Source organism: Solimicrobium silvestre (assembly GCF_002976435.1).
GTDB lineage: Bacteria > Pseudomonadota > Gammaproteobacteria > Burkholderiales > Burkholderiaceae_D > Solimicrobium > Solimicrobium silvestre.
Genome location: NZ_PUGF01000027.1, coordinates 52,936 through 66,158, shown reverse-complemented (window position 1 = coordinate 66,158; position 13,223 = coordinate 52,936). Strand labels below are relative to the sequence as shown.

General features: G+C 45.4%; 13 protein-coding genes. 9 read left to right on the top strand and 4 right to left on the bottom strand.

The annotated features are described in order from the left end of the window. Nucleotides 1-269: ExbD/TolR family protein (locus tag S2091_RS20610; protein WP_207769765.1), on the top strand; the 269-nt coding region annotated here is incomplete at its 5' end. 491 nt (nt 270-760) lie between these two features. Here S2091_RS20610 and hutC read toward each other — a convergent pair. Continuing rightward, the gene (gene hutC / locus S2091_RS20605; protein WP_105533849.1) at nt 761-1,477 is read right to left on the bottom strand and encodes a histidine utilization repressor; all 717 of its coding nucleotides are present in this window, start codon (nt 1,475-1,477) and stop codon (nt 761-763) included. Nucleotides 1,478-1,670: 193 nt separating this feature from the next. On the opposite strand from hutC, the gene S2091_RS20600 reads away from it, so the two are divergent. The 4 genes from S2091_RS20600 (at nt 1,671) to S2091_RS20585 (ending at nt 7,514) form a co-directional block, all read left to right on the top strand. Continuing rightward, nucleotides 1,671-2,660 carry a substrate-binding domain-containing protein gene (locus S2091_RS20600; RefSeq protein WP_105533848.1) on the top strand — a complete coding sequence of 330 codons (990 nt, stop codon included), beginning with the start codon at nt 1,671-1,673 and terminating at the stop codon, nt 2,658-2,660. Between the two features lie 11 nt (nt 2,661-2,671). Next, entirely contained in the window at nt 2,672-5,116 is a 2,445-nt protein-coding gene (locus S2091_RS20595) for an ATP-binding protein (protein WP_105533847.1), read from the top strand. Between the two features lie 213 nt (nt 5,117-5,329). Further along, nucleotides 5,330-6,919: a response regulator gene (locus S2091_RS20590; protein WP_105533846.1), complete on the top strand. Its 1,590-nt coding sequence runs from the start codon at nt 5,330-5,332 to the stop codon at nt 6,917-6,919. Between the two features lies 1 nt (nt 6,920). Continuing rightward, a complete protein-coding gene (locus S2091_RS20585; protein ID WP_105533845.1) occupies nt 6,921-7,514 on the top strand; it encodes an excisionase family DNA-binding protein in 594 nt (197 codons plus the stop codon). Nucleotides 7,515-7,539: 25 nt separating this feature from the next. Here the strand turns inward: S2091_RS20585 and S2091_RS20580 are convergent, their stop codons facing one another. Further along, nucleotides 7,540-8,517 carry a CapA family protein gene (locus tag S2091_RS20580; protein WP_105533844.1) on the bottom strand — a complete coding sequence of 326 codons (978 nt, stop codon included), beginning with the start codon at nt 8,515-8,517 and terminating at the stop codon, nt 7,540-7,542. Then, nucleotides 8,514-8,954, bottom strand: coding sequence for a hypothetical protein (locus S2091_RS20575; protein ID WP_243405513.1), 441 nt, complete (start codon nt 8,952-8,954; stop codon nt 8,514-8,516). Before S2091_RS20575 ends, S2091_RS20580 begins: the two co-directional genes overlap by 4 nt. Before the next feature lie 211 nt (nt 8,955-9,165). Between S2091_RS20575 and S2091_RS20570 the strand changes: the two genes are divergently transcribed. The 4 genes from S2091_RS20570 (at nt 9,166) to nusB (ending at nt 11,979) form a co-directional block, all read left to right on the top strand. Further along, on the top strand, nt 9,166-9,432 hold the full coding sequence (locus tag S2091_RS20570) for a DUF1488 family protein (RefSeq protein WP_105533843.1): 267 nt from the start codon (nt 9,166-9,168) through the stop codon (nt 9,430-9,432). A 377-nt stretch (nt 9,433-9,809) separates the two neighbouring features. Beyond that, complete coding sequence (ribBA, locus tag S2091_RS20565) at nt 9,810-10,922, top strand: bifunctional 3,4-dihydroxy-2-butanone-4-phosphate synthase/GTP cyclohydrolase II (RefSeq protein ID WP_105533842.1); 1,113 nt, start codon at nt 9,810-9,812, stop codon at nt 10,920-10,922. 73 nt (nt 10,923-10,995) lie between these two features. Beyond that, a complete protein-coding gene (ribH, locus tag S2091_RS20560) occupies nt 10,996-11,493 on the top strand; it encodes a 6,7-dimethyl-8-ribityllumazine synthase (protein ID WP_105533855.1) in 498 nt (165 codons plus the stop codon). 18 nt (nt 11,494-11,511) lie between these two features. After that, nucleotides 11,512-11,979: a transcription antitermination factor NusB gene (gene nusB, locus S2091_RS20555; protein ID WP_105533841.1), complete on the top strand. Its 468-nt coding sequence runs from the start codon at nt 11,512-11,514 to the stop codon at nt 11,977-11,979. A gap of 80 nt (nt 11,980-12,059) precedes the next feature. Here the strand turns inward: nusB and S2091_RS20550 are convergent, their stop codons facing one another. Then, complete coding sequence (locus S2091_RS20550; RefSeq protein WP_105533840.1) at nt 12,060-12,932, bottom strand: transglycosylase SLT domain-containing protein; 873 nt, start codon at nt 12,930-12,932, stop codon at nt 12,060-12,062. Nucleotides 12,933-13,223 lie beyond the last annotated feature (291 nt).

Genomic DNA, 13,223 nt, shown 5'->3' with positions numbered 1-13,223 from the left:
CACCGCCGCCGCAAGTAGCACCGCCGACTGTGGTCAACATTGACATTGATTTTGATGGCACGATTTTATGGGACGGTAACGTTATACCTGATCACGCATCATTAGAAGAGCATATGCGTGCAGTGGCAGCGATACCAGATCAGCCGGAAATGCATTTGCGTCCAAACAAGTTGGTGGCCTATAAAACGGTGGCTAGCGTGATGGCGGCAGCGCAACGTCTTGGGGTTACTAAGATTGGTATGGTTGGGAATGAGCAGTTTGTGGATTAATTGATTTAATCACTTAATTACTAATAAAAAACGGCAGGGTTATCCTGCCGTTTTTTTTTGCTTAAAAATTGATGTTGCGTAGACTTAAATTGATTAGCTGATTCCGTAAATTTGAGGCTTGTTGGTCGGGGGTGGCCCGACAGCCAGTTGCCGTTTTTGCGTCGCCAAAAAAGATAACCCAAAAAAGGCGACCACGCTATTTCGGAAACCCCGATTTTTCTAAGAAAAAAAGGGAAAAGTTCGAAACTCGCTACGGCATAAAAGCCTTAGGTGCCTGTGGGAGACTTCCCTTGCAAGGGAAGTCCGTTCCGCAAGCGCGGAGCAATGCTCCACGAAACCCTTGCTACACCTCAAACAGCGAACCTTTCTTATCCTTTTTTCCTTAGAAAAACCGGCCGAACTAGAAGTGGGGGTAGGTCAAAATCAACGTCAAAGGCAAGATCAAAGGCAACAGCAACAGCAACACATACATATTTCAACCAGCTTGCTACCTAAAACTGCCCCGTAAATTGATATCTATGTCCTGGGTGCCACATGGTGGCGACAGAAGCGATTCGACCCATTGATTTGGTCGTGCGATTCAGTACCAAACAAGGATCTTTCGATGTCATTGCCAGTAGCTCGGCAATTTCTGTGGGCGCATTGCACGCTTCAATAGAATAGTCGGCACCCTGTAAGGGTGCTGCTTTCATCAAATACTCGTTTGGTGTGATGGCGTGGAAGTTTTGCTGTATATATTCGGGTGCTACTTCAGAATTTACCCAACGGTCTTCAATTTGGATCGGGATGTCGTTTTCAAAATGAACGATGGTGGAGTGAAACAGCATGTGGTTGTGATTCACTTGAAACTGTTTGGCTTGCTGTTCATTGGCCTTGCAGCGCTCCAGACAGAGTAGTTCGCTGCGATGTGTATGCGCGCGGTCTTTAATTTCTTCCGCAATATTCTTAACTTTAATTAGCGTGGCTTTATACTTTTGCTGCGCTACAAACGTACCAGATCCTTGAATGCGCATCAAAATTTGTTCGGACGTTAATTCGCGTAAAGCACGATTCACTGTCATACGCGACACAACAAACTGTTTAGATAAGGCCTGTTCGGTTGGAATTACATCGCCTTCACGCCAATGTCCCAAGTGTATTTCTGCCAGGATGTAATCCTTAATGCGTTGGAAGAGGGAGCCATTTATGTGCGGATCGTGAGCTGGCAAACGAATCTCCCTTTAGTTTCTTTAGTCTCTGCATTGAGAAATTGTTGTTATTCCGAGCACAGATATTATCACCGCTAGCCGGTGTTTTTGTGATTTTCGTCGACTAATACGTATCCTAAAATTCCTGCTTGTATATTCCCAAATAGAAAATAAACTAAAAAAAGTGATAAAGGATCTTTGAATCGGGGAAATCATGGGCTTAGTTCGATTATGGTTGTTATTTTTCATCGTGTTCGTATTGGCTTCGTGTGGCAATTCAAGCAATCAAACAGAGAAAAGTGCGGCAAGTACGGCGCAAATGTCTGCGTCTGTGCCATCGGCTAAAAAACCGCTCAAAATCGCGTTGGTATTAAAAACCCAGACGAATCCCTTTTTCGTTGAAATGGAAAAGGGTGCGCGCCGGGCGGAAAAGGTATTGGGTATTGAGTTGTTGGTGAGAAATAGCTCTCAGGAAACCTTCATTGAAGAGCAAATTCAGATCGTTGAAGAACTTATCGAAGCCAAAGTCGATGCCTTAGTCATTGCCCCAGGTGACTCTCAGCGCTTAATTCCAAGCATTAAAAAAGCGCAGAGTGCGGGGATAGTGATTATTAATATTGATAATCCTCTCGATCAAAAAATGATGCAAAACCAACAAATGCAGCCGATTCCGTTTATCAGTGTTGATAATGAATCGGCCAGTTATCACGTTTCGATGCTGGTGGCGGATAAAATTCATAAGCCTACCCAAGTCGCTTTGTTAGAAGGATTGCCCGGTGCAGGAAATGCGGTGATGCGGACGAATGGCGCGTTACGGGCGATCAAGCAAAATCCAATGATGCATCTTGTTGCAGAAGAGACTGCGCATTGGAAGATTGATGAGGCCCATGAAGTAGCCAGGCACATTTTTATGATGCACCCTAAGGTGGGTGCTTTAATTTGTGCCAACGACATGATGGCATTAGGGGCAATTCAGTATTTAGCTGACAGTGGCCGCAAAAATGTGCTGGTGGTTGGTTACGATGCACTGGATGAAGCCCGCGCGGCGATTAAGGCCGGAACGATGCTGGCAACTGTAGATCAGCAAGCAGCCGAACAAGGCTACCAAGGCGTGGCACTTGCCGTGCGCGCTCTTAAGGGTGAAAAAATACCTCCCGTTTTGATCATTGATACCCGGGTAATAACGGCTGATACGCTGAAATAGGGAAATCTGGCTTGAAACTAAAGCTCAACATCATTTATAAGCTGATTGGTTACCTCGTCATTGTCAGCGCGCTCCCTCTGTTGATCTTTGCAATCATTTCTTATGATGTGGTGCGCGATACGATTTTGGATCTGACCGGGCAATACAGTACCCAACTGGTCGGTAATCAGCGTGACTATTTACAGCAGCAAGTGGTGGAGCAAATTGAAAATTTAGCTACCCGCATCGCCAGCAGTGAGGAAATCAGTGCGGTATTAGTTAAAGCAGATTCCACAAATAACAGAGAACATAATACCTTTGATGAATTATCAACCCAGGCAGAAATCAGGCAAAGTTTAAGTCTGTATAGCAGTCTGAAAGGCATTGTATCGATTGATTTATTTTCAGTCAGGGGGCATCAATTTTATGTCGGTGATACGCTTTCCGAGCCTCTGGTGGATGATAAAGTCCGGGTCGCACTTTTCATTGCCGCTATTGCTGAAAAAAAGCCCGTGTATTGGCGCGGTGTTGAAAATAATTTAAATACCGCATCTACCGCACATAAAGTATTGACCGCCATAAAAGTTATTCGGCATTTTTCAGCTACGTCGCAATTGTCAGAGCCGGTCGGTATGTTGCTGATTAATTACTCAACAGACTATTTGTTTGATCACTTCAGTCAAGTTGATTTGGGCCTGCATTCGTACATGATCGTCACGGATTCAGAAGGGCGAATGATCTATTCGCCGGAGCGCGGCAAGATTGGGCAGGTCATGTCTGATGAGATTAAGAGCCAGCTTAAAAATCAAATGGAATTAAATAGTGGCAGTAGCATTATTCATATTAATGGCCGAGATAATTTAGTCAGTATGGCCAAGCTGGATACCAAAACCTGGCGGGTGTTTGGCATCATCCCGCAAGAAACCTTATTGGCGCCGATGAATCGACTGACTCAGATATTGATGATGCTGGTGATATTAAGTTTTATTGTTATCTTTTTCGCGAGTCAAATTTTCAGGCGCAATATGGTGGCGCCTATACAGGCAATTTCAGATGGCTTTCGCCGCATACAGGATAAAAATATTAACTTGGCTCACCACTTGGTTGTCCCGAAAAGCAAGGATGAAATCAGTGAACTGGTGGTGTGGTTTAACGAGTTTTTAGATACGCACAGAATGCGTTTGCAGTATGAGCAAGATCTGCTGGACAGCCAATATAAGTTCGCCAGTATTTTTAAACAAGCGCCTATGCCGCTGGCGTTAGTGCGTATTGAAACCGGTGAGTTTATTGATGTGAATGATTTTTGGCTGGATCAATTTGGCTATTCAAGGAATGAAATTATTGGCCGCACTTCGATGGAAATGAAGTTGTGGCTGGATATTTCTGATCGTAATCTGGCGTTGGATCAAATCAAGCAAACGAAAGTGGTGAATCGGTTTGAAATCAGGCAAAGAACGAAAGATGGCCGTATTTTGATTTGTTTAATGTCGGGTCGTCCGATTAAATTCCAGGACGATACATTTTTTATCTTTGCGCCAGTGGATATCACGGGTCAGCGTGCCGCAGAGCTCGAAATTCAGGAAAATAATTTGCAACTGGAATCGCGAGTTCTGTCACGTACTGCCCAGCTGCAAAAAACCAATGAAGAGCTTAATCTTGCGCTGGAATCGCTTAATTTAACCAAAGGGGAGTTGGTTCGTTCTGAAAAATTAGCCGCTCTTGGTTCGCTGGTAGCCGGTGTCGCGCATGAAATTAATACGCCGGTCGGCATTATAGTTACTAGTGCGTCGGTGTTAAATGATGCCAGTACTGAGATCAATAATAATGTGAATGAAGGGAATATTCGTAAGTCACAAATTGTGGAATATATTCATGTGGCGATTGAAAGTTCTCGTCTCATCATTGCTAATGCTAACCGGGCAGCACGGTTAATTCAGAGTTTTAAACAGGTCGCAGTTGATCAAACTAGCGAACAACGGCGCGAGTTTGAGTTGCATGAATTTTTACACGAGTTAATCACGAGTCTGAATCCGACCTTGCGTAAAGCAAAAACTAAAATTGAAATGAGGCCCGGCGGTATCAGTCAAATTCGGATGGATAGCTATCCGGGGCTTCTTGCACAGGTTGTAACTAATTTGACCATGAACTCAGTGACGCATGCTTTTAATAATCGTGATTTTGGACATATTATTATTGAAACAAACTTGGCAGATGATCATGTGTTGATTAATTTCCGAGACGACGGTTGCGGTATTCCCGAAGATATTCTTGGCAAAATCTTCGATCCCTTTTTTACCACGCGGCGCGGTCAGGGCGGCACAGGCTTGGGGCTGAATATTGTGTTTAATATTGTAAGTAAACAATTTAGCGGCACCATCAGCGCGCACAATAATGCTGACGGTGGTGCGCTATTTAAAATAAACATCCCCAGAATTACCAGGCAGTTGTCAGATAATGAATATATTCGGATCCCTTAAAAAGTAGCACTTACGCAAAACCGTTCCAGCGGCGATGCGCTGTCCTTGCCGGAACAGTTTTGCGTAAGCCCTAAAAGTTTTATTAATAATGCAATGCCATTGTTTTTATGTATTTCAATAGGTGAAATTGAAGTTTTCAAGCTATCTGCTATCCTAAATTAATACAAAGCAAGTTACAGAATCCACCCTTAATTTAACTAGAGGGATTAGTAAATGTCTCAACTACCGGATGACGACGACGAAGGTTGGCTGGAAGATGAAGGTGAAGTCATCGACTCCACGGTGAAATGCGTAACGAAATGGCGCATATTAATCGTTGATGACGAGCTTGATGTACATGCCGTTACCCGTTTAGCGTTAAAAAACATTACCTTTAAAAACCAAGAGATTGAAATCCTCTCCGCTTACTCCGGAGCAGAGGGCTTTGAGGTGTTGGCAAGAGAGCCAGACATTTGCATGGTTTTGCTGGATGTGGTGATGGAAGTTGAGAACGCCGGTTTGATTTTAGCGCAGCGAATTCGTGAAGAATTGCATAACGATCTGGTGCGCATCATACTTCGCACCGGTCAGCCGGGTCAGGCACCAGAGCAAAAAATTATCGTTGACTATGATATTAACGATTACAAATTAAAAACTGAACTGACCGCGCAAAAAATGTTTACCTGCGTAATCTCCTCATTGCGCGCTTATGAAGGGCTAAAGACTATTGAAGCCAACCGGCGTGGTTTGGATAAAATTCTTCATGCCGTCAATAACCTGTATCAAATTGATTCGCTGAAAGACTTGGCTTCGGGTGTGTTAACGCAAATAAGCGCCATCCTTAACTTTGGTACTGAAGGCATCTTGTGTGTGATGAGCTCCACTAATTCCAAGGAAGTGGTACCGATTGTGATTGCCACGATCGGGCAATCAATTTCGTTGCGAGAACAGAATGTGCTGCCCAACACGCATCCGTGGTCAGAGGCAATTCTTCAGACATTCCATGATAAAAAGAATTTTTTTAGTCCAATGGTCGACGTACTGTCTATCATCGCGGCACATGGTAAACAGTTTGCGGTCGCCTTCGCTCCGGCTCGCCCATTGACCCCGCTTGAATGTAATTTGCTTGATATCTTTTGTGACCGGATTGCCGCAGCATTTGATAATCTGCACATGTTTGATCTTCTCAAAACCACTCAGGAAGCCACTGTAATTGCCTTGGCAGATCTGGCCGAATCACGTGATGCAACAACAGGTGGGCACGTGCGGCGTGTTTGCCGGCTGACCGAAGCGATCGCTGGAGAGCTCTTGGATACAGGTAAGTTGCCGGTTGATATCGACCCCAATTTTATGACTTTTGTTGGCCTTGCCAGCATTTTGCATGATGTCGGCAAAGTAGGAATTCCTGATGCGATACTCTTGAAACCGGGTTCGCATACGCCGGAAGAACGCATCATTATGCAAGGCCACGCACTTATCGGAGAAACCGTATTAGCGCACGCTGCCGGTGCTGTGGAAGGTGTTAGCAGCCTTAGCCTTGGCGCAGAAATTGCGGGTGGACATCACGAACACTTTGATGGAAATGGTTACCCACGCGGTTTAAAAGGGGAGGCGATTCCTCTTTCCGCGCGTATCGTTGCGGTGGTTGATGTATTTGATGCGTTGCTACACGCGCGCCCTTATAAGAAGCCTTGGCCTCTACCTGAAGTGATTACCTATATTAACGACCGGAGCGGTACCCAGTTCGATCCTGACGTCATACAGGCACTCATGAACTTCCTTAGTACAAATAAGCCAGACTGGATTATCGCTGAAGGGCATTGATATGCAGAGCGACCATTCTGATGAAATTATGTCGACACGGGATGCCGCAAAGTGTTTGGGGGTAAGTGTTCGTACGGTTCAGTTGTGGGTGGAAAGCGGTAGTTTGCAGGCTTGGAAAACGCCAGGTGGACATCGGCGTATTTTCCGCCAATCGGTGAATGAGATGTTAGCGGCACGCACTGCGATGCCGAATGTAAGTGAATTTTTTGAGATTTTGATTTGTTCGGGCGATGCAACGGCAGTTAGTTTAATGGAGGAGCAATTAACTGCGCTTGGCTCACAAGTACGAATACGAAAAGTGAGTAATGGTTTTGAGGCGTTGATACAAATGGGTGAGCGTTGCCCCAATCTACTGATCACAGATTTATTCATGCCCAACATGGATGGCCTGCAAATGTTGAAAGCACTGCAAAATACCGCGTTTGTGCAAACCATGAAGATTATTGTGGCGTCTGAGTTGCATGAAGATGAGGAAGTAGAAAAGCGAGGCGGGTTTCCGCCTGGTGTGACCAAGTTTTCCAAGTCGGCTCCTTTTGACCAACTGCTGAGTCTAGTTACTGACTACATTGATGTCAGTAAAACACAAAGCAAATAAGTTACCCCTTCAGCTATTTCTGCCTTTATTTCCCATTGGTACACATGTCAATTTGCGTTGACTCTCTTGTTCCGCACGGGCTTTTTTCTTGTAGCGCCGGGGTAGGGATGCCATTGTCGTCAATATGTGCAACGCTGGTACTCCAGCTTTTAACGCCATTACGATCCAGCGTGAAATGCATAACCCATCCACGCATTTGAGCTGCGTTATCCAAGGCATCAATCATGAAGTTGCCGACACTGTAGACAATCAGCTTGCCCCGGTAATATTCAATTTCTTCCGTCACATGCGGATGCCCACCGATGATTAAATCTGCACCGGCATTAATCATTAAATGCGCTAGTTGTTGTTGGCGAGCGCTGGAATGTGGCTCGTTCTCCCAGCCCCAATGCATGACGGGAATCACCAGATCTGCTTTATAAACATCGCGTGCTTTATGAATGTCGGCACTGACTTGCTCGTCTTCGCTCCATGCGGTACCGGCGCCATGCTCATCGGCTTCAAAACTACGTGGCATAAATTCGTTATAGCCAAGCAGGGCAATCCGTAGGCCATTGCGTTCGATGATTAACGGCGTGTGCGCCTCGCTTAAATTGTGCCCGCCGCCAAACCGTTTAATGCCGCTTTGGTCGAGTAAGCCTAGCATTTCTTCAAACGCAGGGCGACCAAAATCGCCGGAATGATTATTGGCAATGGACACCGCATCAAAGTGTTGTTTGAGTATCGGTAAAGTACGTGGATGGGCGCGGAAATTATAATTTTTGTCTTCGGGATCACCGACTGTGGCAATCACGCATTCCAGATTGCCGACCCGAATATCGGCGCTATTTATAATGTCGGAAAAGGCGGCAAATGGATCATGTCCTTGTTCAATGACTTTACCGGGTTGACCGTCTAAAACAATATCGCCAGCAAACAGCAAACTAACGGTAGGGGAGTTTGACTCAGCGCCTGCTGTGCAGGTTGCGATGCTTAAGGCTAATGCGACGGCGAGTTTAATCATGATTTGGCCTCCAATAACGCGCAGCCGTATTGGAGTTCACGCCCCAGCGGTGGCGAATAGAGGTAATTCAGTCCAGTCAAACCATACGCTGTCGTTGATAGTGTAAATGGCGCGACATACTTCACTTCCTGTAACAAAACCGCTTGCCGGTGCGTTTCGTAATAGGCATACAGTTTGATGCTGTCTACATGTTGCTCGGTCCCCAGCATGAGCGCTTTAAAGCGGAACCGTCCACCTATATCCATTGCTTCGGTTGTGTAAGCGCCGCCAGCATCTGCGTTAGCGTCAACGCTGATGCGCGCTTCTAGCGTGTGGGTGGTTCCGGCGTATGTAATTTCACAGCGTAGCAGCGGTTGAGCGTTGATATTGGCGCAAGCCAAGGTCAGGAGAAGTAATGCGAATAGCTTGGGCGGTCTTGCCGTCATCAGATTTTTCATGGTGCTCGGTGGTTTTTAGTTGCTGTATGGTATCCCTTGATGTACCAAGCCGTCTAATAAATCGAATTAAATTGTTGTTTGCGTCAATTAATAATTGCTTGATCACATTAATGTGCTTATATTTGTAGATGGTGAATTGTGTCGATTTAGGGAATGCAATTGGAACGCAGTTTGAACTCCCGCGCGTATTAATTGAATCTTGAGGTTGCAAATGGAAATCAGTTTTCCCAATTTGGTAATGCCCAAAGTAACGGCCATGGGTACCATATCTTTTCAAACACTCGTTGATGGTGAGTATATCTGGTGCGAAATTTCATGCGAAGCATTGCGTGATCATTTCGGCGCGCATTCGATGGATGGAAACGATTTGCTGTACTCATTTCATATGAGTAAAGAAGAAATTCTGCAAACAGCGCGTAACTATCTTGAGTTAAACGGCGGGAGACCAGTGTTGCTCATGGCAGTGAATTTTAAATAAATCGTGTTTTTTCGGCTTATTTTCAGGCGGTTTAATATACCCCCCACTGTTTTTTAAAAATTTTAACGTATTCAATGGTTTTGCGAGCATCAAAAAACCTGTTTTTTGACAGTATGTATAGAGCTTAAAGTAAAATAATACGCTTAGCTGATAAAAACAAAATATATGCCCCAGTATTCCCAATCATAAATCCTAATTCTTATTTCAGCGTTTTGCCTAAATAGCGGATTTTTTTGCATGACTATGCCGGCAAATGCGATGTTATGCCTTGCTTGCGTCGTAAATCCTATAAAATGCTGCCTTATCCCCTATTCATTGAAATGCCGTTTTCGGCTTTCAGTATCAACGCGGTTTTTACGTTACTAGAATATATATAAATGTCTATCTCAACTACCCTGGAAATTGTTGCTGAATTACGCGCCGGTCGCATGGTTATTTTGGTCGATGAAGAAGACCGTGAAAATGAAGGCGACCTGGTTATGGCGGCTGAATTTGTCACCACCGAAGCGATCAACTTTATGACCAAATATGGTCGCGGCCTGGTTTGCTTAACGCTCACCGCAGAACGTTGTGACCAATTGCAGTTGCCGATGATGACGACCCGCAACGGCACCGCCTACGGCACCAATTTCACTGTTTCCATCGAAGCCGCCGAAGGCGTTACCACCGGTATTTCCGCCGCAGATCGTGCTAAAACAATTCAAGTTGCCGTTGATCCGATGAGCGACGCTGCCGACATCGTGCAGCCCGGCCATATATTTCCATTACGGGCCCAAAAAGGCGGCGTGTTAATGCGTGCAGGTCATACCGAAGCTGGTTGCGATTTCGCTGAACTGGCCGGTTTAACTCCCGCCGCAGTGATTTGCGAAATCATGAACGACGACGGCAGCATGGCGCGTTTGCCCGATTTAATCGAATTTGCAAAGCAACACGACCTCAAAATCGGCACGATTGCTGACCTGATTCATTATCGAAGCCTGACGGAGAGTTTTGTTGAGCGCGTAGCAGAGCGCTCCATGGTTACTGCGCATGGCACATTTAATGCCATTGCCTACCGCGACAAACCAAGTGGCTCTGCTCATTTGGCGTTGGTGCATGGTGATGTTTCTGCTGATCAGGTTGCTTTGGTGCGGGTGCATCAACCGGTATCAGTGCTTGATTTACTGGAATGCAGCGTGACCACTCATTCGTGGAATTTAGCTTCGGCTATGCAGGCAATTCAAGCGTCACCGAATGGCGTACTGGTTTTGTTGAATTGCGAAGAATCGGCGGAACAAATGTTTGCCCAATTTACCGCACTCACATCACCTAAAGCCAAACCGCAAGGACGCGCCGCGAGCATGGATTTACGCACTTATGGAATAGGCGCGCAAATTTTAAAAGATGTAGGCGTCGGCAAAATGCAGTTATTGGCCAGCCCACGCAAAATGCCTTCCATGACCGGTTTTAATTTAGAAGTGGTTGGTTATCAAGAAAAACCAGCGAATTAAAGTAAAGATTTTAAAGCAAAGATTTCCCTTATTAAAAATGACTAAAGCGCGACAAGGCGCAAGAAAGAATATGATGACAGTTGGAGCTTACGAAATGAATTTAGACGGTGCTGGCGTACGCGTTGGTATTGTTCAGGCACGTTTTAATCCAGAAATCGGCGACGCATTATTTACAGCCTGCGTAGCTGAATTGCAAGCGTTAGGCGTAATCGGTGAAGATATTTTGCACGTCACCGTGCCAGGTGCGTTAGAAATCCCGTTAGCCCTGCAAAAGCTCGCCGACACCCAGCAATTTGACGCTTTAATCGCGCTCGGTGCCATTATTCGCGGTGAGACTTATCACTTTGAATTAGTATCGAACGAATCTGGTGCGGGCATTACACGTATCGGTTTGGATTTCGGACTCCCTATCGCGAATGCCGTACTCACAACCGAAAACGACGCACAAGCAGTCGCTCGTATGCATGAAAAAGGCCGTGACGCAGCGCGCGTAGCGGTGGAAATGGCTAATCTGACGTTGGCTTTGGAAGAACTGGCAGAAAATGCCAAAGACGCTAATTTTGACGCTTAAGTGAAATGATTGAACTAAATGAATACTAAAACCCAGCATGCCAATCCAAGTAAAAGCCGTTCACCGCGCCATCGCGCTCGTGAATTTGCTTTGCAAGGAATTTACCAATGGCTTTTAAATCACGAAGATGTCGCCGTGATTGAAGCACATATCCGTCAGGCACACGGTTTCGAAAAAGCCGATATTGAGCATTTTGACGCCGTAATCTACGGCAGCATTAAAGATGTGGCTGCGCTGCGCAACAGCATTGCTCCGTTGCTGGATCGTCCTATTTCTGAATTGTCGCCAGTTGAGCACGCTGCTTTATTAATTGGCGCGTACGAATTGAAAAACCATTTAGAAATTCCGTATCGCGTAGTGATTAATGAAGCCGTTGAGCTGACTAAGTCATTCGGCGGAATAGATGGTCATAAATTTGTGAATGGCGTATTGGATAAATTATCAAGCCAACTGCGTCAAGTTGAGATAGCTGCTGGTAAAGCGTAATTAGTGGCTTAGTTGTTGTGAATAAAAAAGCGGCACTTACTTAGTAAGTGCCGCTTTTTATTGAGATGCTGGTGACTTGATTAAATCGCCGCTAAATGTTCCGCTTCAACACGTGTCTCATTTACTTTAATAATCGCCGGTTTGGCAGTAATCGATGCGTTGACTGTATTCACTGTGAAAGTAGGGACGGATTTTCCATTCGCCACGTCTTTCAAGCGTTTGTATTCAGCGATCACTTTATTGCCGTAGCCGCCGTCGCTGTCTGACATGGCAGCACCGACGTATAACTTCAGGCCAGCTTCGACTGAACCACCACGAGTGACGTATTCTTTAAGAATTTGTGCGCCAACCCGAATATTTGCAACTGGATTTAATGCCGCTTTAACGCCGCCTAAATCGTCAAACTTCTCTTGATGTACCTTGGACATGACTTGCATCAAACCTTGAGCTCCAACCGGGCTTTCTGCGAACGGGTTTAAACCTGATTCAATCGCCATAACCGATAAAATCAATAAGGGATCGAGTTTAATCTCTTTCGCCGTCAGGTAAGCCGCTGAAACGAGCATGTCGGTTGCATCATTGGCAACGCGATAGCGTTTGGAAAGCCAGTTCGTTACCGAGCGCTGTTGTTTGGCATCACCGATTAATTGGGCGTCAGCCGCGTTGGCCGCTTGATTGATGGCGGTATCGGTTGCAATCGTTGCCAGTGAAACTGGTGCTGGTTCATCTATATCGGCTGCTTCTTTAAAGAAGGGCGAAATAGCTTGAAATTCGTCGGTGAGCTCAGGTTTTACAAACATGAGTCCTAAGGCAGTAATTGCTGCTATGCCTAATACCATCATGGTGTGATGCAAAATGGTAATGAGTGTGTTGCGTTGTTTCGATACAATAATTTGCAATGGAGCGCTAGGTTCGCTAAAACTTGGCGCGGAATTAAACATCTGTTGAAACATATTTTTCTCCTGAAATGTCGCTTTGCTCGATTACCGCTGATGAATCATAGGTAGACAAATAATGCGAATCAGATACATCATCTGGCTTTGCACTTTTTAAATTGCAAAGATAACTTTGGAGGAGCTACAAGAATATTGCGTGGCTCATGTAAGTTACTTAAAACCAGATGCCGGAGTTGTCTGGTGTTGGCTAATAAATTAGCCTAACATCCTGCACTGTGAATGAACGTGAAAACATAGTGGCAAACAACTTGTCGGGGGCGCCGTTTTTTTGGCTGGTACTGCAACCAT